Source organism: Micromonospora globbae, assembly GCF_036184225.1.
Taxonomy (GTDB): domain Bacteria; phylum Actinomycetota; class Actinomycetes; order Mycobacteriales; family Micromonosporaceae; genus Micromonospora; species Micromonospora globbae.
In genome coordinates this window covers 5521247-5541683 of record NZ_CP108084.1, presented here as the reverse complement: position 1 = coordinate 5541683, position 20437 = coordinate 5521247, and the positions used below count along the sequence as shown (strand labels likewise).

Annotated in this window: 18 protein-coding genes and 1 pseudogene; 10 read left to right on the top strand and 9 right to left on the bottom strand. The window is 74.5% G+C overall.

The features are described 5' to 3' along the window. Positions 1-36: 36 nt before the first annotated feature. Positions 37-891 carry a formate dehydrogenase accessory sulfurtransferase FdhD gene (fdhD, locus tag OG994_RS25065; RefSeq protein ID WP_328851155.1) on the top strand — a complete coding sequence of 285 codons (855 nt, stop codon included), beginning with the start codon at positions 37-39 and terminating at the stop codon, positions 889-891. 196 nt (positions 892-1087) lie between these two features. Here fdhD and OG994_RS25060 read toward each other — a convergent pair whose 3' ends face one another. Then, on the bottom strand, positions 1088-1813 hold the full coding sequence (locus OG994_RS25060; RefSeq protein ID WP_120331372.1) for a GAP family protein: 726 nt from the start codon (positions 1811-1813) through the stop codon (positions 1088-1090). Positions 1814-1981: 168 nt separating this feature from the next. Next, on the bottom strand, positions 1982-3025 hold the full coding sequence (locus OG994_RS25055; RefSeq protein ID WP_328851154.1) for a DUF4192 domain-containing protein: 1044 nt from the start codon (positions 3023-3025) through the stop codon (positions 1982-1984). A gap of 151 nt (positions 3026-3176) precedes the next feature. On the opposite strand from OG994_RS25055, the gene OG994_RS25050 reads away from it, so the two are divergent. The 5 genes from OG994_RS25050 to OG994_RS25030 all read left to right on the top strand — a co-directional run bounded on the left by OG994_RS25050 (position 3177) and on the right by OG994_RS25030 (position 10020). Beyond that, positions 3177-4091, top strand: a complete 915-nt coding sequence (locus tag OG994_RS25050) for a fructosamine kinase family protein (protein ID WP_328851153.1) — start codon at positions 3177-3179, stop codon at positions 4089-4091. After that, positions 4088-5101 carry a GTP 3',8-cyclase MoaA gene (gene moaA, locus OG994_RS25045; RefSeq protein WP_328851152.1) on the top strand — a complete coding sequence of 338 codons (1014 nt, stop codon included), beginning with the start codon at positions 4088-4090 and terminating at the stop codon, positions 5099-5101. Before OG994_RS25050 ends, moaA begins: the two co-directional genes overlap by 4 nt. A gap of 2 nt (positions 5102-5103) precedes the next feature. Next, complete coding sequence (locus OG994_RS25040) at positions 5104-5379, top strand: MoaD/ThiS family protein (RefSeq protein ID WP_240033180.1); 276 nt, start codon at positions 5104-5106, stop codon at positions 5377-5379. Positions 5380-5389: 10 nt separating this feature from the next. After that, positions 5390-6634, top strand: coding sequence for a metallophosphoesterase (locus OG994_RS25035; protein ID WP_328851151.1), 1245 nt, complete (start codon positions 5390-5392; stop codon positions 6632-6634). Between the two features lie 188 nt (positions 6635-6822). Further along, the gene (locus OG994_RS25030) at positions 6823-10020 is read left to right on the top strand and encodes a UvrD-helicase domain-containing protein (RefSeq protein WP_328851150.1); all 3198 of its coding nucleotides are present in this window, start codon (positions 6823-6825) and stop codon (positions 10018-10020) included. Between the two features lie 124 nt (positions 10021-10144). Here OG994_RS25030 and OG994_RS25025 read toward each other — a convergent pair whose 3' ends face one another. Both OG994_RS25025 and OG994_RS25020 read right to left on the bottom strand, forming a co-directional pair. Further along, entirely contained in the window at positions 10145-10888 is a 744-nt protein-coding gene (locus tag OG994_RS25025) for an A24 family peptidase (RefSeq protein ID WP_328851149.1), read from the bottom strand. 10 nt (positions 10889-10898) lie between these two features. Beyond that, on the bottom strand, positions 10899-12062 hold the full coding sequence (locus tag OG994_RS25020; RefSeq protein WP_328853790.1) for an EamA family transporter: 1164 nt from the start codon (positions 12060-12062) through the stop codon (positions 10899-10901). Between the two features lie 633 nt (positions 12063-12695). On the opposite strand from OG994_RS25020, the pseudogene OG994_RS31625 reads away from it, so the two are divergent. Both OG994_RS31625 and OG994_RS25010 read left to right on the top strand, forming a co-directional pair. Then, a pseudogene (locus tag OG994_RS31625) lies at positions 12696-12965 on the top strand (LppU/SCO3897 family protein); the annotation flags it as partial. Between the two features lie 165 nt (positions 12966-13130). Further along, positions 13131-14372 carry an ATP-binding protein gene (locus OG994_RS25010; protein WP_120328356.1) on the top strand — a complete coding sequence of 414 codons (1242 nt, stop codon included), beginning with the start codon at positions 13131-13133 and terminating at the stop codon, positions 14370-14372. Between the two features lie 23 nt (positions 14373-14395). On the opposite strand, the gene OG994_RS25005 is transcribed toward OG994_RS25010, so the two are convergent. Further along, positions 14396-14941: a GNAT family N-acetyltransferase gene (locus tag OG994_RS25005; RefSeq protein ID WP_120328355.1), complete on the bottom strand. Its 546-nt coding sequence runs from the start codon at positions 14939-14941 to the stop codon at positions 14396-14398. Between the two features lie 134 nt (positions 14942-15075). Between OG994_RS25005 and OG994_RS25000 the strand changes: the two genes are divergently transcribed. Beyond that, entirely contained in the window at positions 15076-15624 is a 549-nt protein-coding gene (locus OG994_RS25000) for a DoxX family protein (protein ID WP_120328354.1), read from the top strand. A gap of 215 nt (positions 15625-15839) precedes the next feature. Further along, entirely contained in the window at positions 15840-17282 is a 1443-nt protein-coding gene (locus OG994_RS24995) for a glycosyltransferase 87 family protein (RefSeq protein WP_120328353.1), read from the top strand. A gap of 22 nt (positions 17283-17304) precedes the next feature. Here OG994_RS24995 and OG994_RS24990 read toward each other — a convergent pair whose 3' ends face one another. From OG994_RS24990 to moaC, 4 genes are all read right to left on the bottom strand, one after another. After that, positions 17305-17733: a molybdenum cofactor biosynthesis protein MoaE gene (locus OG994_RS24990; RefSeq protein ID WP_120328352.1), complete on the bottom strand. Its 429-nt coding sequence runs from the start codon at positions 17731-17733 to the stop codon at positions 17305-17307. Continuing rightward, the gene (locus OG994_RS24985) at positions 17730-18989 is read right to left on the bottom strand and encodes a molybdopterin molybdotransferase MoeA (RefSeq protein ID WP_328851148.1); all 1260 of its coding nucleotides are present in this window, start codon (positions 18987-18989) and stop codon (positions 17730-17732) included. Before OG994_RS24985 ends, OG994_RS24990 begins: the two co-directional genes overlap by 4 nt. Before the next feature lie 175 nt (positions 18990-19164). Then, positions 19165-19677 (bottom strand): MogA/MoaB family molybdenum cofactor biosynthesis protein, encoded by a 513-nt coding sequence (locus OG994_RS24980; protein WP_328851147.1) that lies wholly within the window; start codon positions 19675-19677, stop codon positions 19165-19167. Then, positions 19674-20165, bottom strand: coding sequence for a cyclic pyranopterin monophosphate synthase MoaC (gene moaC / locus OG994_RS24975; RefSeq protein WP_328853789.1), 492 nt, complete (start codon positions 20163-20165; stop codon positions 19674-19676). The genes OG994_RS24980 and moaC overlap by 4 nt, the downstream gene beginning before the upstream one ends. Between the last annotated feature and the right edge of the window lie 272 nt (positions 20166-20437).

The window sequence follows — 20437 nt, the reverse complement described above, 5'->3', positions numbered from 1 at the left end:
GTGCGGGCGCCCGGCCGGGCGGTGCAGGATGGCGGGATGGGACGCGCAGCTGACCGACGGGGCGTACTCCGGATCGACCTCGACGCGGCGGACGGCCGCACCTCCGTCCGGCGGCCGGACACGCTCGCGGTGGAGGAGCCGCTGGAGATCAGGGTCGGGCCCGCGGGGCCGGGCCGGCGCAGGCCGCTCGCCGTGACCATGCGTACGCCGGGCGACGACCTCGACCTGGCGATCGGCTTCCTGATGACCGAGGGGCTGATCCGGTCGACCGACGACGTGCACACCGCCCAGTTGTGTGCCGGGGCGGAGACCCCCAACACGTACAACGTGGTGGACGTGGTGCTCGCGCCCGGCGTGCCGGAGCCGGCGACCGACTCGGCCCGCAACTTCTACACCACCAGCTCCTGCGGCGTGTGCGGCAAGGCGAGCATCGACGCCGTCCGGACCCGGTCGCTCTTCCCGGTCGCCGGCGACCCGGTCACCGTGCCGGCGAAGGTGCTGGCCGAGCTGCCGGACCGGCTGCGGGCCGCGCAGCGCGGCTTCGAGCGGACCGGCGGGCTGCACGCGGCGGGACTCTTCACGGCCGACGGGTCGCTGGTCGTGCTCCGCGAGGACGTGGGCCGGCACAACGCCGTCGACAAGGTGATCGGCTGGGCCGTGCGGGAGCGGCGGCTGCCGCTGGCCGGGCACGTGCTGATGGTCTCCGGCCGGGCGAGCTTCGAGCTGACCCAGAAGGCGTGGATGGCCGGGGTGCCGCTGCTCGCGGCCGTCTCCGCGCCGAGCACCCTCGCCACCGACCTGGCCGAGGAGGCCGGAATGACCCTGGTCGGCTTCCTGCGGGGTCGGACGATGAACGTCTACGCCGGGCCTCAGCGGGTGCTCGTGAGCTGACGCCGGCTCTCAAGAGGAGCGGCCGGTGATCCCGGCGGCGGCTGGCTTGTCCCGGGCCGGTGGATCCCGGAGCGCGGGAGGTTGATCCGGTGGCCGGTTGATCCCGGAGGCCGGTTGATTCCGGAGGCCCCGTTGATTCCGGAGCGAGGTCGGTTGGTCCCGCGGGTCGGCGGTCGACCGGCGGTGGCCGCGGCGGTCAGCGGTTGAGCAGGTTGATGTCGATCTCCCCGCTCAGCAGGCCGAGGCGGAACGCGGCGTCGCGGGCGATCAGGAAGCCGGCGATGCCGAGGACCCAGCCCAGCGCGCTGCCCGCCTTCTTCTCGATCCACGTGTTGAGCCGCCCGAGCAGCCGCTCGATGGGTGCGGGGAAGGCCAGCCGGGCGCCCAGCAGCAGCAGCGCGGGCACCACCATGACGACGCAGTAGCCGGCCAGCACGGCCACCACGACCGGACCGGAGAGGTCGGTCGTCGACAGGAGGGTCACCGCACCGAGGTACGGCAGCATGGTCGCCACCTCGGCCAGCGCGGCGAGCAGCGCCAGCCCGACCAGCCAGCGGGCCGAGGAGTCACCGGAGGTGACGCGGTCACGCCAGCGCAGCACACCCCCCGAGCGGCGCTGCCGCTTGCCGTCGTAGCGGAAGCTCAGCACGAAGAGCCCGACCCCGAGCGCGAGCTGCGCCCAGAGCACCGGCCGGTGGTCCAGCGCACCGCCCAGGGTGTCGGCCAGTCGCGTGCCACCCCAGACGAGCAGCAGCCCGACCCCGAGGTAGAAGCCGGCGATCGTGCCGAGGTAGGTCAGGATCCGTCCCACCCGGACCCGGCCCGGCGTGAGCAGCAGCCAGACCGGGATGAAGAGGGTACCGATGCTGGTGCTGTCGATCAGCGCCAGACCGGCGAGCGTCAGGAGCAGGCCGACGCTCATCGGATCGTCGTCGAGGGGAGAACGGGCACGTACCGATTCTCCGGGCCGTGTGACCCGGCCGAGTCGGCCACGGGAACGAACGGGTCGTACATCGTTCGACGGACCGGCCGCGGTCACCGGCGTGCCAGCGGTGGGGCACGCCACGGCGGGGCCTGCGCGCCCGTCCCGTCACCGGCGGGAGCCTCGCCGCCCGCGTCGCCGCACCACACCGGGCAGCCCGACCGCCGGCCAGCCGTCCAGGTCCGAGGGTGGTACGCCCCGGCGCAGCAGGTCGTCCAGGAGCACCGCCAGCGAGTAGTCCGGGTGCCGGGCCAACGCCCGTTCCAGTGCGACCGCGGCCAGCGCGCCCTGGCCCGCCCGCCAGGCGGCGAAGGCCAGCAGGCTCGCCGGGGCGGCGATCAGTTCCGGCTCGGCGCGGCGCAGCACGTCGCTCCAGAAGGCGATGTCGCCGTCGCGCCCGTCGGTGCGTTCCCAGGCGTGGTCGCGTACGGGAATCTGGGTCAGGAGCAGCGTCAACCAGGCCACCTCGTCGTCGCCGAGGCGTTCGCCCCGGCGGTGCCGGCGCAGCGCGTCGCGTACGGCGGCCACACCGGCGGCCCGTACGGAGCGCGCGCCCAGCAGATCCTCGGCGGGCGCCTCCTCGACGAGGCGCGTGAGCCGTCGTTCGGCCTTCGCGACGGCCTCGCGCATCGCCGCCCGGGCGGGACCGCTCACCGGCGCCACCTGTGCCGCGAGCGCGGCCCGGTCGGGGAGCGCGACCTGCCCGGCGAACACGGCCGACGCGGTGACCTGGCTGCTGCCTGGGTCGTACGGCCGGCCCTCCGGTGGGCAGCAACGGGCCTCGCCGCACAGGTACGACCACCAGCGGCCGTCGGTCACGCGCAGCGCGTCGAGCAGCACGAGCCCCTCCTCGTCGAGCGCGTCCCGGACCGCGTCCACGGCCGGCGTCACCCGGTGCGCGGGCCCGTAGCCGACCACGGTGGCGGCGTCCACGCGCTGCCGGCGGACCACGCCGACGAGATGCCGGGCCCGGTCCGCCGGGGCCTCGGCCGGATCGGGCAGGTCGGCGCGGGCGGCGAACACGACCCGCCGACCACGCATCGCCACGACGACCACGCTGTCGGCGGGATGGAAGCCGAGCAGGTACGGCACGGCGGCGAGCAGGTCGGCGGGAGAGCGTACGGCGAGGCGGTGAACGTCGGTCGAGGTCATGCGGGCAGCCTGCGACCGGGTGCCCCCGCCGCGCCGCCCCTGTGGACGACACACCCGTCATCCACAGTCACGCAGGGTATTCCCGCAGGTCAGTCGCGACCACGACCGCGTACGTGACGACAGGCCGGCCGCGCCGGGTTACCGTGCGCAGATGGACCTCGCGTACCTGCGGGCGCATCCGACCCAGCTGCCGACCTTCCTCACCCATCAACGGATCCGGGAGACGCCGGTCTCCGGCGGCGACATCTGCGCCGCCTCCCGGCTCACGCTCGACGACGGCCACTCGGTCTTCGCGAAGACCTGGCCCGAACGGGCCGCCCGCCCGGTGCCCGACGGCTTCTTCGCGGCCGAGGCCGCCGGACTGCGCTGGCTCCGCGAGGCGGACGCCGTGCCCGTGCCCGAGGTGATCGTCGCGCTGCCCGACCTGCTCGCCCTCGAATGGGTGCAACCCGGTGAGCCCGATCCGGCGGCGGCCGAGCGCCTCGGCCGGGAACTGGCCGCCCTCCACCGTGCCGGGGCGTCGGCCTTCGGCGCGCCCTGGTCGGGCTTCATCGGGGCGCTGCCGCAGGACAACACTCCCGACGAGGGCCCCTGGTCGCGGTGGTTCGCCGCGCGGCGGCTCACCCCGTACCTTCGGCGGTCCGTCGACAGCGGGGCGCTGACCCCGGCCGACGCGGCCCTGGTGGAGCAGGTCGTCGACCGGATCGGCGAGTTCGGTGGCGACGAACCCCCGGCGCGCGTCCACGGGGACCTGTGGCCCGGCAACGTGCTGTGGGGGGCCGACGACCGGGCCTGGCTGGTCGACCCCGCCGCGCACGGCGGGCACCGGGAGACCGACCTCGCGCAGCTCGCGCTGTTCGGCGGCGCGCCGCACCTGGACCGGATCCTCTCCGCGTACCAGGAGGTCTGGCCACTCGCCGACGGCTGGCGGGAACGTGTGCCGCTGCACCAGTTGCACCTGCTGCTCGTGCACACCGCGCTCTTCGGCGCCGCGTACCGGGACGCGGTCACGCGGGCCGCACGATCCGCCCTTGCCGGGCTCGATCGCGCTACGGTCGAGCGGTGAGCCTCGCCCATCCGCCCGGCGGCGCCCTCGTCGACCGGTACGGCAGGGTCGCGCGGGACCTGCGCGTCTCCCTGACCGACAAGTGCAACCTCCGGTGCACGTACTGCATGCCGGCGGAGGGGCTGCCCTGGCTGGCCGGGCCGGAGCTGCTCACCGACGACGAGATCGTGCGGCTGATCCGTGTCGCCGTGCAGCGGCTGGGCGTCACCGAGGTCCGGTTCACCGGCGGCGAGCCGCTCATCCGTCCCGGCCTGGTCCGCATCGTGACCGAGGTGGCCGCCCTCGACCCGCGCCCCACCATCTCGCTGACCACCAACGGCATCGGCCTCGACCGGCATGCCCCGGCGCTGCGCGCCGCCGGACTGGACCGGGTGAACGTCTCGCTGGACACCCTGGACCCGGCCCGGTTCACCGAGCTGACCCGCCGTCCCCGGCTCGACGCCGTCCTGGCCGGCCTGGCCGGTGCCGCGTCCGCCGGCCTCGCACCTGTGAAGGTCAACAGCGTGCTGATGCGCGGGATCAACGACGACGAGGCCCCGGCCCTGCTCCGCTTCGCCCTGGCGCACGGCTACGAGCTGCGGTTCATCGAGCAGATGCCGCTGGACGCGCAGCACGGCTGGGACCGGACGGTCATGGTGACCGCCGACGAGATCCTCGCGTCGCTGCGCCGCGAGTTCGACCTGCGTGCCGACCCCGCCGAGCGCGGGTCGGCGCCCGCGGAGACCTGGCTGGTCGACGGGGGACCGGCCCGGGTCGGGGTGATCGCGAGCGTGACCCGCCCGTTCTGCGGCGACTGCGACCGCACCCGGCTCACCGCCGACGGTCAGGTCCGCGCCTGCCTCTTCGCCACCGAGGAGTCCGACCTGCGGGGCGCGCTGCGCGCCGGGATGGACGACGACGAGCTGGCCGACCGGTGGCGGGCGGCCATGTGGGGCAAGCGGGCCGGCCACGGCATCGACGACCCGTCCTTCCTGCAACCTGCGCGGCCCATGTCCGCCATCGGAGGGTGACAGTGATCGACCCGACGCCACCGACCACGACGGCGACGCTCACCATCCGCTACTTCGCCGGGGCGCGCGCCGCCGCGGGCCGCAGCGAGGAGACCGTGCCGGCCGGACGATCCCTCGATGACATCGCCGCTGACCTGGCCGAATCCCACGGTGAGCGGCTCGCATCCGTGCTGAAGGTGGCGAGTTTCCTGGTGGACGGCGTGACCTGCCATGATCGCCACACACCGCTGCCGGCCGGGACGACGATCGACGTCCTGCCTCCCTTCGCCGGCGGCTGAGGGAGGGCACGTGCTGTCGGTGCTGGGGTTCGTGGGCGCTCTCGCCCTGATCACCGGCCTCATCCACCTGTACCTGTGGAAGCGGCTGGTCCGGGACACGACCCGGCCGGGGTTGTGGAGGCGGGTCGGCGGCGTCACCGCGTTGGTGCTCGCGCTGCTGGTACCCGCCACGCTGGCCGGCACCCGGGGCGGGCTGCACTGGCTGGCCTGGCCGGGCTACCTCTGGCTCGCGCTGATGTTCTACCTGCTCGTGCTGCTGGTGGTGCTCGAGGTGCCGATGCTGGTGGCCCGGCTGGTGCTGCGCCGCCGGGCGGTCACTGCCGAACCGACCGCCGCCGCCCCCGAGCCGGTGCTCGTGGGCGCCGCCGGCCCCGCCGACCCGCCGGCCGTCGACGCCGTGGCGCCCGACGACCACGACCCGTCGCGCCGGTTGCTGCTCGCCCGGGGGGCCGCCATCTTCGCCGGGCTCACGGCGGTCGGCGTCACCGGGTACGGCGTCCGCACCGCCCTCGGCCCGCCGCAACTGGACCGGGTGCGCATCCCGCTGGCCAAGCTGCCACGGAGCATGGACGGTCTGCGCATCGCCACCGTCTCGGACATCCACCTGGGGCCGCTGCTCGGCCGGGCACACACCGAACGGATCGTGGCCGCGATCAACCGGCTCGACGCCGACATCGTGGCGGTCGTCGGCGACCTGGTCGACGGCACGGTGGCGGAACTCGGCGAGGCGGCGTCCCCGCTGCGCGGCCTGCGCTCCCGCTACGGCAGCTTCTTCGTCACCGGCAACCACGAGTACTACTCCGGGGTCGAGGAGTGGGTACAGGAGGTGGACCGGCTGGGGCTGCGCGTACTCCAGAACAAGCGGGTGGAGATCGCCGCGCGCGGTGGCGTCCTGGACCTGGCGGGGGTGAACGACGTCTCCGGGCAGGGAACGGGCCTGGCCGCCGGCCCGGACTACGCCGCGGCGCTCGGCGACCGCGACCCGTCCCGCCCGGTGGTGCTCCTCGCGCACCAGCCGGTGGCCGCCGTGGAGGCCGCGAAGTACGGGGTGGACCTGCAACTGTCCGGGCACACCCACGGTGGCCAGATCGTGCCGTTCAACCTCGCGGTGCGGCTGGAGCAGCCCATCGTCTCCGGACTGGGCGAAGTGGACGGCACGAAGGTGTACGTCACGAACGGCGCTGGTTTCTGGGGCCCACCGGTCCGCGTAGGCGCCCCACCCCAGGTAACCCTGGTAGAACTCCGCGCCCCCTGATCCCACCGCTCGGTTGATCATGAAGTTATCGCCACGACACGCCGAGTGAACGGGCGATAACTTCATGATCACCGCCAGCCCCCGGGGGCGGGCGGGACCGCGCTCGTTTGGCGGTGGGCTCGGATTGCGCGGGTCACTCGTGTGCGTGGCGGCGGGCGGGGCCGGGGGCGCTCGTGGCAGGATGCGGCGTGCCTCCGTTCAGCGCCGTACCCCCCGGTGGCCGCCCGCCGTTCGTCGCGGACCTGCACATCCACTCGAAGTACTCCCGCGCCTGCAGCCGTGACCTCACCCTGCCGACCCTCGGTTGGTGGGCGCGGCGCAAGGGCGTCGGACTGCTCGGCACCGGTGACTTCACCCACCCCGCCTGGTACGACCACCTCCGCGAGACCCTGCGCCCGGCCGAGCCCGGCCTCTACCGGCTGAGCCCGGAGACGGAACGGGACACCGCGCGGCGGCTGCCACCCCGGCTGGCCGGCGGAGCCGACAGCGATCCCGTCCGGTTCCTGCTCAGCGTGGAGATCTCGACGATCTACAAGCGGGACGACCGGACCCGCAAGGTGCACCACTTGGTCTACCTGCCCGACCTGGACGCCGTGGCCCGGTTCAACGCCGCGCTCGGCCGCATCGGCAACCTCGGCTCGGACGGCCGCCCGATCCTCGGCCTCGACTCCCGGGACCTGCTGGAGATCACCCTCGACGCCAGCCCCGACGGCTACCTCGTGCCGGCGCACATCTGGACCCCGTGGTTCTCCGCGCTGGGCTCCAAGTCCGGCTTCGACGCGATCGCCGACTGCTACGCCGACCTGGCCGAGCACATCTTCGCCGTGGAGACCGGCCTCTCCTCCGACCCCGAGATGAACTGGCGGGTCGGCAGCCTGGACGCGTACCGGCTGGTGTCCAACTCGGACGCCCACTCGCCGGCGGCGCTGGCCCGGGAGGCCACCGTCTTCGCCACCGCACGCGACTACTTCGCCGTACGCGACGCGCTGCGCACCGGTGACGGCCTCGCCGGGACCATCGAGTTCTTCCCGGAGGAGGGCAAGTACCACGCCGACGGCCACCGGCTCTGCGGGGTCAACTGGGAGCCGGAACGGACCCGGGCGGCCGGCGGCCGCTGCCCCGAGTGCGGCAAGCCGCTCACGGTCGGCGTACTCAGCCGGGTCGAGGAGCTGGCCGACCGCCCGGCGGGGTACCGGCCGGAGCACCGCCCGGACGTGACCCACCTCGTGCCGCTCGCCGAGGTCCTCGGCGAGATCAACGGTGTGGGCGCCCGCTCGAAGAAGGTCGAGGGGAAGCTCGCCGACCTGCTCGCCGCGCTCGGCCCGGAGCTGGAGATCCTCACGAGCACGCCGCTCGACGAGATCTCCCGGGTCGGCGGCGAACTGCTCGCCGAGGGCATCGGCCGGCTCCGCCGCGGGGAGGTCCGCCGGGTGCCCGGTTACGACGGCGAGTACGGCGTGATCACCCTCTTCGACCCGGCCGAACTGCGCGGACGGGCCGCGGGGGCGCAGGCGGAGACGCTGTTCGACGTACCCGTGCCCGCGCAGCGCAAGCCCGCGGAGCCGGCGGCGAAGGCACGGGCCCGACGCCCCGCGGCGGCCCGGGCCGACTCGAAGCGGAAGGCGCCCGAGCCGCCCCCGCCACCGATCGCCCCGCCACCGTCACCGCACGAGCCGTTCGAGCCGATGCTCGCCGGCATGGAGGAGGTCGGCACCGGGCTGCTGGACCGGCTCGACGCGATGCAGCGGGTGGCCGCCTCCGCGCCCGGAGGCCCGCTGCTCATCGTGGCGGGGCCCGGCACCGGCAAGACGCGGACGCTGACCCACCGGATCGCCTACCTCTGCGCCGAGCTGAACGTCTTCCCCGAGCACTGTCTGGCGATCACCTTCACCCGCCGCGCCGCGGAGGAACTGCGTCAGCGGCTCGACGGGCTGCTCGGGCCGGTGGCCGAGGACATCACGGTCGGCACGTTCCACTCGCTCGGGTTGACCATCCTGCGGGAGAACGCGGACGCCGCCGGGCTTCCCGACGACTTCCGGATCGCCGACGACGCCGACCGGGCCGCGGCCCGCGCCGAGGCGGGCGACGACCCGACCGCCTACACGGCGCTGCTGCGCAAGCAGGGCCTCGTCGACCTGGACGAGCTGCTCACCCTGCCGGTGGCGCTGCTGCGGGCGGACCGGACGCTGGTCGAGCGCTACCGGGACCGCTGGCGGTGGATCTTCGTCGACGAGTACCAGGACGTCGACGCGGTGCAGTACGAGCTGCTGCGCCTGGTCAGCCCCCCGGACGGCAACCTCTGCGCGATCGGCGACCCGGACCAGGCCATCTACTCGTTCCGGGGCGCCGACGTCGGCTACTTCCTGCGCTTCTCCCAGGACTTCACCGACGCGCGCCTGGTGCGGCTGAACCGCAACTACCGCTCGTCGGCGCCGATCCTCGCGGCCGCCGTGCAGGCCATCGCGCCGTCGTCGCTGGTCCGCGGTCGCCGGCTCGACCCGGCCCGGCTGGACCCGGAGGCCCCGCTGGTCGGCCGCTACCCCGCGAGCTCCGTGGCCGACGAGGCAGACTTCGTCGTACGCACCATCGACGAGCTGGTGGGCGGCCTCTCCCACCGGTCTCTGGACTCGGGCCGGATCGACGGGCGGACCACCTCACTCTCGTTCGGCGACATCGCCGTGCTCTACCGCACCGACTCGCAGGCCGCGCCGATCGTGGACGCGCTGTCCCGGGCGAACATCCCCGTGCAGAAGCGTTCGCACGACCGGCTGCGGGACCGCCCCGGCGTGGCCGCCATCGCCCGCGAGCTGCGCCACGCGGGCGGGCTCGGCGGAGGGCTGGCCGCCCGGGTACGGCTCGCCGGCCAGGTGGTGGCGGAGCGCTTCGCCACCCCGACGCTGGACGGCTCCGGCTCGGGGGTACGCCCCGAGGACGTCCGGGTGGCGGTGGACCTGCTCACGCCGCTCGCCCGCCGCTGCGGCGACGACCTGGAACTCTTCCTGTCCCAACTGGCCACGGGCGCCGAGGTGGATGCGCTCGACCCGCGCGCCGAGGCGGTCACCCTGCTCACCCTGCACGCCGCCAAGGGACTCGAGTTCCCGGTGGTGTTCCTCGTCGGGGTCGAGGACGGGCTGCTGCCGCTGCGCTGGCCGGGCGCGACACCGGACGAGGACGCGATCGCCGAGGAGCGCCGGCTCTTCTTCGTCGGCCTGACCCGGGCACAGGACCGGCTCTACGTGAGCCACGCCGCCCGGCGTGTCCGGCAGGGGTCCGAACGCGAGTGCCGCCCGTCGCCCTTCCTCGACTCCATCGATCCGGGCCTGTTCGAGCGCTTCGGCGAGGCCGAACCGAGACGCCCCAAGGACCGCCAGCTCCGCCTCCTGTAGCCCCGCCCCCGCGCGTCCCATCCCCGCGATCTTGCACTTTCGGCCCCCGAGATAGGGCACTTGCCCTGTTTTGCCGGGGCACAAACTGCAAGATCGCCGAGGCAGGGGGTGGGTTGGGGTTGGGTTAGGCGAGCAGGGCTAGCCAGGTGGCGCAGAGGATGGCTGGGCCGAACGGCAGGGGGGTGTCGGGGCGTACCCGGTGCGTGGCGAGGAGGACGAGCGCCGTGACGCCGGCGAGCACGTGCGGCAGGGCCAGTCCCCACCCGAGGGCCGACCAACCCGCCCACCCGAGCGCCGGACCGAGTGCGGCGGCGAGCTTGACGTCGCCGAAGCCGAGTCGCGAGCGCGGCAGCACCGCCAGGGTCAGGTAGACGGCGAGGGAGACGGCGGTGCCGGCCGCCATCATGGGGAACCGTGCCGGCGTACCGGTCGCCAGCGCGACCACGCCCAGCCCGAGGACGCCACCGCCGGCCGCCGCGGCGACCAGCAGGTCGGGCAGCCGGAGGCAGATCAGATCCACCACGGCGAGCACCAGGCCGATCGCCGCGACGAGCAGGAACACGGGCAGCCCCGGATCGTCGCCCCGTGCGACCGCCAGCCCGGCGAACACGACCGCACCGGCGAGCGCAGGAACGGGCCAACGCGGGACGGCCGCCGGGCTCATCGGCAGACGGTGTGCGCCCGTGGGCAGCACGAAGCACCCGGCGAACCTGGGCGGGACGCCTGCCTGGCCAAGAGGGCCGTGCACGCCGGTGACCGCGACGAAGCGGCGCGCGAGCACCGGCGCGGCCGAGCCGGCGAGCACACCCAGGATGACCGAGCCGGCGACCACGCCGAGTGACGCGGTGGTCGGCAGGCCGGCGGTCACCGGCCGGACGTTACCGCCGCTCCCCGCTCGCCGTGGTCCCCGCACCTCCGGGTCGCGGTATCCCCGCCGTGGCCGGTCCCGCACCGTCGGAACGCCCGTCGCCCATACCGAGGTGGTGCGACGTGGCCGTTCCGGCGCCCCCGGAGCGCGCACTGTCGATGCCGGCGGAGCGCGCGCTGTCGGCGCCCGCGGAGCGCGCCGCGCCCGCCCGGCGAGGGCGTTCGGTGCTGACCACGAGGGCCACCCCGGCCACGATCACGCCGCCGCCGAGCAGCACCTGCCCGGTGACGGGCTCGGCGGCGAGCGCCGCCCCGAGCACCACCGCGACGGCCGGGTTCACGTAGGCGTACGTCGAGACGAGGGAGATCGGCGCGTGGTGCAGCAGCCAGACGTACGCGGTGAAGGCGACCAGCGAGCCGGCGACCATGAGGTAGACGAGCGCCAGCCACGACCGGCCGCTCACCTGGGCCGGATCGAAGCCGCGCAGCTCACCCCGTCCCACCGCGAGGAGGCCGAGTGCCACCCCGCCCGCGACCATCTCGTAGACGGTGGCGACGAACGGGTCCGCGGGCATGCGGATGCGCCCCGACAGGAACGAGCCGATCGACCACGAGACGGCCCCGACGACGACCGTGAGCGCCCCGGCCAGCGGTACGGCGTCCGCGCCACCGGTCGGGAGCACCAGCAGGACGAGCCCGGCGAAGCCGAGGGTGACGCCGGCGAACGTCCAGAAGCGGGGCCGGTCGCCGGTGACCGAGCGCAGCAGCACCACCAGCAGGGGCACGGTGGCGACCAGCAGCGCGGCGATCCCCGACGGCAGCGCCACACCGGGCGGACCGGACTCGGCGAGCACCACGAGTCCATTGCCGCCGGCCAGGAGCAGCAACCCGACCAGCGCGGCCGAAGCGAGCTGGCGCCGGTCCACCCGGAGGGCGCCCGGTCCCCGGCGTACGCGGAGGACGAGCGCGAGGACCGCCGCGGCGGCGACGAACCGCGCCGCGGCCGAGGCGAGCGGCGGCAGGGTCTCGACCGCGATCCGGATGCCCAGGTACGTCGAGCCCCAGAGCACGTAGACCACGATCAGCGCTGCCCAGACGAGACCCGGGCGGGTGGCGGGGGTGGGCGGGCCGGACCGGTCGGCGGTCCGGATCGCACCCGAGGGGTTCGAGCGCATCACCGGTCCACGCTACGGTGACGCCGGAGTCGCCGTCCCGCGATGGTGGCCGGCCTCTCACCACTGTCCAGGAGGATGTCGATGGGAAACTACGGATCACCGCGTGGTGACGCCCCGGATCCGTGGCGTGGGCAGCGGCCGGACGAGGCGTACGGGGCGGCGCCGGAGGGCTCCCGGTGGGCGGGCGCCCCGCAGGATGTTCCTCCGGGCGGGTACCGCGGCCCGGCCCATCCGGGGTACCGGGGCCACGACGAGCCCCGGTACGCCGATCCGGGACCGCGCTACGGGGAGCCCCGGTACGGCGGCTTCCACCCCGACGAGGGGGAACGCCAGGTCGCCCCCCAGCGGTATCCCGCCGATCCCCCGTCCCGGTCGGGCTACGACGAGGTCCCCGCGTGGGAGCCGGGTGCGGGCCAGTCGTCGTACGCCGCCGCCCCCGCGCCGCCCCCACGGCGTTCCCGCAGGCCGCTCGTCGTGGTGCTGGCGGTGACCGTGCTGCTCGTCCTGGCCGGCGGCGCGGCGGTCTACGTCCTCACCGACGGGGAGGAGACGCCGCCCGCGGCGGCACCGAGTGCCCCCGCGTCGAGCGAGCCGGCCGACCCGGACGTCCCCGAGGCGGCGGCGCCGCCGACGGCCGCCGCACCCGAGTCCTCCGCCGACCCGCGCTTCGTGAAGGTGGGCCAGTGTGTGCGCAACGAGGGCTCGGTCGGCGGGAAGCCGAAGCTGTTGATCAGCGACTGCGGCCCGAACACGTACGAGGTGCTGCGCCGTGTCGACGGCACCACCAGCGGTGAGCGGGACGCCGAGGCGAAGTGCGCCAAGGTCGAGGGGTACACGAACTGGTACTTCTTCGACAGCGAGCTGGACACCCTCGACTTCGTCCTCTGCCTCAAGCAGCGGTAGTCGGCCACGAGCCGGGGGCAGGAGCGGTGGCCGTCGTAGGTAAAACTAGGGCTGTCTAGCGTGGACGCTAGACAGCCCTAGTTTTGTGTCGAGGATTCCGACACGCGGTAGCCGCATCTATCCATGTCTAGCCCCGCAGCTAGACGGCCCGATACTGTGCGATGCGTGGATCCGGTCCGCAACCCGTACGCCCCGGGTGCCGGTCAGCGCCCGCCCGAACTCGCCGGGCGGGGGCGGGAGCTGGACGTCTTCGACATCGTGTTGGAACGCATCGCCCGCGGCCGGCCCGAGCGGAGCCTGATGCTGACCGGCCTACGCGGTGTCGGCAAGACCGTCCTGCTCAACACCCTGCGCTCGCAGGCGATCAACCGGCTCTGGGGCAGCGGCAAGATCGAGGCCCGGCCCGACCAGTCGCTGCGCCGCCCGATCGCCGCCGCCCTGCACATGGCCGTACGCGAACTCGCGCCCCGGCACCGCGCTCCCGACCGGATCGACGCCTTCCTCGGCGTCCTCAAGGCGTTCGCGCTGCGCGCCGCGCCCGCCGGCCGCGGTGGGGCCGCGCCGAAACTGCGTGACCGTTGGCAGCCCGGCATCGACGTGCCGGCCAGCAGCGGCCGGGCCGACTCGGGCGACATCGAGATCGACCTCGTGGAGCTGTTGACCGACGCCGCCGCCGTGGCCAGCGACGTGGGCACGGGCATCGCCATCTTCATCGACGAGATGCAGGATCTCGGCGCCGAGGACGTGTCGGCGCTCTGCGCCGCCTGCCACGAGCTGTCCCAGCTCGGCGCGCCGCTGATCGTGGTGGGCGCCGGCCTGCCGCACCTGCCGGCGGTGCTGAGCGCCGCGAAGTCGTACTCCGAGCGCCTCTTCCGCTACCAGCGGATCGACCGCCTCGACCGGATCGCCGCCGACCAGGCGCTCTGCGCCCCCGCCGAGCGTGAGGAGGTCGAGTACGAGCAGAAGGCGCTCGACCTGCTCTACGAGAAGTCCGGCGGCTACCCGTACTTCGTGCAGGCGTACGGGAAGGCGACCTGGGACCACGCGCCGCGCTCCCCGATCACGGCGGCGGACGTGCGGGTCGCCGCTCCGGAGGCCGAGGCCGAACTCGCCGTCGGCTTCTTCGGCTCCCGCTTCGAGCGCGCCACCCCGGCCGAGCGGGAGTACATGCGGGCCATGGCCACGCTCTCGCTCGTCGAGGCCGAGGCGGGCGGCGGCGCCCGGGACGACATGGACGCGGCCGTGCCCACCGCGGAGATCGCCCGCGCTCTCGGCCGGAAGCCGGCCAGCCTCTCCCCGGCCCGGGACGCCCTCATCAAGAAGGGCCTCATCTACTCGGGTGAACGGGGCACGGTGGCGTTCACCGTGCCGCACTTCGGCCGGTACCTGCGCACCCAGCCGGCCTGATCCGGCCACGCCGGCCCGGCCGGTCAGACCTTGGACCAGGGCGGCGGGAAGACGACCTCGCCCCTCGGCGGCGGGGCGGCGTCGCTGGTCGCCGGCGGCAGCACCAGCGCCTGCCAGGGCTCGCCCAGCCCGGACCAGGGGCTCGTCAGGCCCATCCGGTCGGCCCGGCCGAAGCCGAAGCGCCGATAGTAGGCGGGACTGCCGAGCACCACGACGAGGCGCTCACCCAGCTCGGTGGCGGCGTCGAGGGCCGCCTGCACCACGGCCGTGCCGTGCCCCACCCGCTGCCGGTGCGGCGCCACCGCCACCGGGCCGAGGGCCAGCGCCGGCGCCGCTCCCTGTTCGGATTTCACCCGTACGCGGGTCAGCAGCGCGTATCCGACCACCTCGCCGCCGTACTCGGCGACCATGGCGAGTTCGGGGATCCACGCGTCCGAGCCACGCAGCTCGTCGACCAGCACCACCTCGGGTGGGGTGGTCACGTCCGGGCGCGCGAAGGCGGCCGCGAGCACCCGCCGGACCGGGCCGGTGTCGGCCGGGTCCTCGGGTCGCAGCCGCAGCGTGGTCACGCGCGCGACGTTACCCGCCGGAGCCCGTCCATCCGCGACGGTCGCTCGATTCGGCGTGGCGTGACGTAAACACCCGCCGATACCGTTCGGTGGATACCGGGGTGGCCGGGGCCGCGACGGGGTATGACTGAGCCATGACACCCGTGCGCTCCCTCGCCCGCGCCATGCTGAGCGGCATCTTCGTGGTCAGCGGGTACCGCAACTTCATGAACCCGGGGCGGCTGGTGCCGGCCGCCAAACCGGTCACCGATCGGGTGACGCCTCTGATCGAGCGGGCCAACCCGCGCCTCCCGACCGACACCGAGACGTTGATCCGAGCCAATGCTGCGGTGCAGGTCGGCGCCGGATTGATGTTCGCCACCGGCAAGTTCGTCCGGCCGGCGGCGCTCCTGCTGGCCGGGACGCTCGTGCCGACGACGATCGCCGGGCATCCCTTCTGGAACAACGACGACCCCGCGGCCCGCAACAACAACCAGGTGCACTTCCTGAAGAACCTGGGGCTCCTCGGCGGACTCCTGCTCGCGGCCGTCGACACGCAGGGCAAGCCCGGGCTGCGCTGGCGTGCGGGGCACCGCGTGGACCACTCGCGACGGTCCATGAAGCGGGCCGTCCGCACGGCGCGCCGGGAGGCACGGCTCGCCGCCGCCCGCGCCACGAGCACCGCGCGCCGTTTCCCCGGCTGACCTGCGTCGATACCCCCCTCACGAGTTCCACCCCCCGCTCAACACCGCGAATCACCTGAACCGCCCGGTAGGCGTTAACGCGGTGGAAATGTCAAAAACATGTGTGGGATCGGACACGGTCGCATAACGCGGGAGGCATCAACGTGAGGCGCCGTTCTAGGCTCCGTGCGGGACCTGGACGGGTAGGACGAGCTTGGTACGGGGGTGGCCACGCCATGCCGGCGACCGTCGGGAGACGGGCGGACCGCCTCGCCACCGTCCGACGCGTGACGAGCGGGATCGATCGCAGGACGGTCGTACGGATCGGCGTCGTCGTGGCCGTCGCGTACGCCGCGTGGCTCGCCGTGAAGGCCTTCGGCCGCCCGTACACCTTCTTCGACATGAAGATCTACCACGGCGCCGTGGTGTGGTGGGCGACCGGACACGAGCTCTACGAGTTCGTCGCCCCCGACACCACCCTCGGGTTCACCTACCCGCCGTTCGCCGGCCTGGTGATGCTGCCGATGGCGCACCTGCCCGTGGAGGCCGCCGGCATGGTCAACGCGCTGGCCAGCCTCGGCGCCCTGGCCATCGTGCTCGCCGGCCTGCTCCGCCCGATCGTGGACCGGCTCGGCTGGCCCCTGTGGTTCACGGTCGCGCTCGCCGTGCCGCTCGCCGCCGCCATCGAACCGGGCCGGGAGACCCTCGGCTACGGCCAGGTCAACCTGCTGCTCTTCGCGCTGGTGATGGCCGACCTCATCGGCCTGCGCTGGCGCTCCCGCCGTGGCACGCACGTCTCCGACGAGGACGGCCCGCTGCTGCGCTTCGTCTACAGCGGCGCCTGGGCGGGCGCCGGCATCGGGCTGGCCACCGCCGTGAAGCTCACGCCGGCCCTCTTCATCGTCTACCTGATGATCACCCGGCAGTGGCGGGCGGCCACCACGGCGATCGCCACCACGATCGGGGTCACGATCGGCACCTTCGCGATCGTGGGCGCCGAGTCCCGCACGTACTTCGGCAGCGTGCTGTGGCAGACCGAGCGGGTCGGCGCGGCCGACATGACGCCGAACCAGTCCCTGGCCGGGCTGCTGGCCCGCCTCTACGACTCGATCGAGACGCCGGGCCTGCTCTGGTTCTCGTTCTCCGTGCTGATCCTCGCGCTCGGGTTGTCGCGCGCCTCCAACGCGCACGCCGACGGTGACGAGCTGACCGCGTTCACGCTGGTCGGGCTCACCGCCAACGTGATCAGCCCGATCTCCTGGACGCACCACCTCGTCTTCGTGGTGCCGGCGATCATCATCCTGGCCGACGCGGCCGTACGCCGCCGCGAGGCGAGCCGGGGGCTGGCGCACCGCGCCGGGCAGGCCGCCACCAACGGCGCGCTGCCCGGCGTGAACGGGCTGCGCCCTCCGATCTGGTACCCGACGCTGACCGGGCTACGCCACGGCGTCGCCGCCATCGGGCTCTACCTGCTCTTCCTTGTCTCGCCTATCTGGCCGTACGAGCACCAGCTGCCGGAGGTGTCCCACTACCAGGACGGCCTCTTCGGCGCGCTCATGGAGAACTCGCTGGCGGTGGCCCTCATCGTCCTGGTCGCCGCGCTGCCCTGGCGGCCGGGCGCCGAACCGGTCTTCTACACCGACCGGATGAGCCGGGTCGTCGTGGGCGCCCGCCGCTGACGGCCGCCGCCGGCGCGCCCCGTCAGGGGCAGTTGACCCACTCCTCGGTGCCGTCGGCGAAGACCTGCCGCTTCCAGATCGGCAGCCGCGCCTTCACCTCGTCGACGAGGCGGGCGCAGGCGGCGAACGCGGCGGCCCGGTGGGCGGTGCTCACCGCGGCGACCAGCGCCACGTCGCCGATGGCGAGGGGACCGATCCGGTGCGACACGGCGACGGCGTACACCTCGGGGTCGGCGGCGATCTCCGCGGCGACCTCCCGCAGGATGCGCTCGGCGCTCGGGTGTCCCTCGTACTCCAGGCTCGTCACGGCCCGGCCGTGGTCGTGGTCGCGGACCACGCCCTGGAAGGAGACCACGGCGCCGGCGCGCGGGTCGGCGACCGCCGCCTCGTGCGCGGCGAGGTCGAGCGGCTGGTCGGTGACCTCGCCGTACGCGAGGGTCGGTGCGGTCACGAGGCACGCTCCCCGGGCAGCAGCGGCAGGGGTACGACCGGCACGCGGGCACCCGGCTCGCCGGTGGTCCCCGGAGCGATCACCGCGAAGCCGTCCGCGCCGGCGAGCCCGCGCAGCATGGCCGAGCCGACGTGCCGCACCGGGTGGGCGCTGCCGGCGGCCCGGTCCAGCCGGACCAGCGCGAGATGGGTGTAGTCGCCGCGCCCGGGCACCGGCTCGGCCAGCGTGGCGTGCGGCAGCGCCGGCATCGGGCGGCCCTGGAGGCCGGCGAGCAGCGGCGCCACGAGGGAGACCAACGCGACGATGGCCGACTGCGGGTTGCCCGGCAGGCCGGCCACGAAACGGACCCGCCCGTCGGGCCCGGTCAGGCGGGCGAGCAGCATGGGGAAGCCCGGCCGGACGGCCACCGTGTTGACGACGTACTCGGCGCCCAGCTCGGCCAGCGCGGGGTGCAGGTGGTCGACCGGGCCGTGCATGGTGCCGCCGGTCGTGCACACGAGGTCGGCCCGCGCCAGCGCCGTGCGCAGCGCCGACACGTGGGCGGGAAGCGTGTCGGCCACCGGGCCCACCACGTCGGCGGGCGTGATCTCGCAGCCGTAGCGGCGCAGCCAGGACGGCAGCGCCGGGCCGAGCGCGTCGCGCACCCGGCCCGCGCCGGGCGGGCCGGCGGTCAGGAGTTCGTCGCCGAAGACCAGCAGCGCGGCGCGCGGCGCACGCCGGACCCGCAGCGTGTCGTGCCCGCAGGAGGCGGCCAGGCCGATCACCGCCGGGTCCACCGGCGTGCCGGCGGGAAGCAGCTCCTCACCGGCGTACGCCTCCTCGCCCGGCCTCCGCCACTCCGGCGTGCTGCGGGGCGTGCCGCTGACCAGGCCGTCCGGCGTCCGGTCGGACTCCTCGATCCGCAGCACCGCCGTGGCGCCGTCCGGCACCATCGCGCCGGTGGCGATCTCGACGGTCGTGCCGTCCTCCGTGAGCGGCGGCGGTGTGCCGCCGGCGAGCACCCGGCCGACGACCCGCCAGGGCCCGGAGCCGCGTACGGCCCAGCCGTCCACGCTGGACGTGGGGAAGGCCGGCAGATCGGTGCGCGTGGTCAGCGGCTCGGCGAGGGTCAGCCCGTCGGTCTCGACGAGCGGCCGTCCGGCCACCGGAAGCGCGGCGGCGAGACCGGCCGCGTACGCGTCGGAGCGCGCCTGTGCCCAGTCGGCCGGCGCGGATGCGGCGGTCCGCGCGGCCGCCGCTGCGGTTTCCGTGCTCACCGGACGAGCCTATCCGGAGGGCGGACACCGTGCCGGGCCAGTGACCACGCCGGACCTCCCCGGCGCGGGCGCCGGCCGAGGGTGCTGCCCGGCGCCCACCGGTCCACACGTCCCACTGCGTCGATCATGACGTTGTCGTCACGCGCATCGGCGTGTCGCGGCGACAACCTCATGATCACCGGGAGCCGGCGCCGTGGGGGCCGGGTTGGAGGCTCGTGGGGTGGTCGCCGCCGCGTAGCTGGTCGACGGCGTGCGTGAGGATCGGCCCGAGCACGGCCAGGCCGTCGCGGGCGCCGCCGGTCGAGCCGGGCAGGTTGACGACGAGCATCCGCCCGGCCACGCCGGCCAGCCCCCGGGAGAGCGCCGACGTGGGGACGCGGTCACGACTGTGGGCGCGGATCGCCTCCGCGATGCCGGGGATCTCGTAGTCGAGCAGTTCCCGGGTCACGTCGGGCGTCCGGTCGGACGGGGTGATCCCGGTGCCGCCGCTGGTCAGCACGACGTCGACCCCGTCGGCGAGGGCGGCCCGCAACGCCGTGCCCACGGGTTCGCCGTCGGGCACGACCACGGGCTCGTCGACCTCGCAGCCCAGCTCGCGCAGGCCGGCCACGAGCAGCGGGCCGCTCGTGTCGGCGTAGACCCCGGCGGCGGCCCGGTTGGACGCCACGATCACCCGTGCCCGGATCACGGCCGGTCCTCCGGACGGACCCACTCGCCGGTCTTGCCGCCCTCCTTGCGCAGCACGCGAACCGCCTCCACGGACGCCGCCGGGTCGACCGCCTTGACCATGTCGATCAGGGCGAGGCCGGCGACCGCGACAGCGGTCAGGGCCTCCATCTCGACGCCTGTCCGGTCGGCGGTGCGCACCGTCGCGGTGATCTCGACGGTGTCGACCGTGGGTTCGAGCTCCACGGTCACGCCGTGCAGCGCGATCGGGTGGCAGAGCGGGATCAGGTCGGGCGTGCGTTTCGCGCCCATGATGCCGGCGAGCCGCCCGACGGCCAGCGCGTCACCCTTCGGCAGGCCGTCGCGGCGCAGCAGCTCGACGACCTCGGCGGTGGTGCGCAGCCGGCCGGCGGCGACCGCCGACCGCCCGGTCGCGGCCTTGGCCGAGACGTCGACCATGCGTGCGGCGCCCGCGGCGTCGACGTGGCTGAGCTGCGCGGGGCCGGTCAGCTGCGCGGATTCGGTCACGGCCGCGAGCCTACCCTCCGGCGGGGACGGAACGGGGCCGCCAGGAGGCCCCGGGTGGGGAGGAGCGGCACCGGTGCGCACCGCGCGAAGGTGCTGTCCGCGCGGCCGCACGGCAGGCGCCGCCCCTCCCTCGTGACCCGCCGCTCAGTCGCTGGGGGGACCCGGGCGGCGGGCGTTTCGGCGACCCGGTTCTGAACGCACGCCAGAACCTCCCCCGTTCACCGAACGCGGCAGACCCTATCGACGCCGCCGAT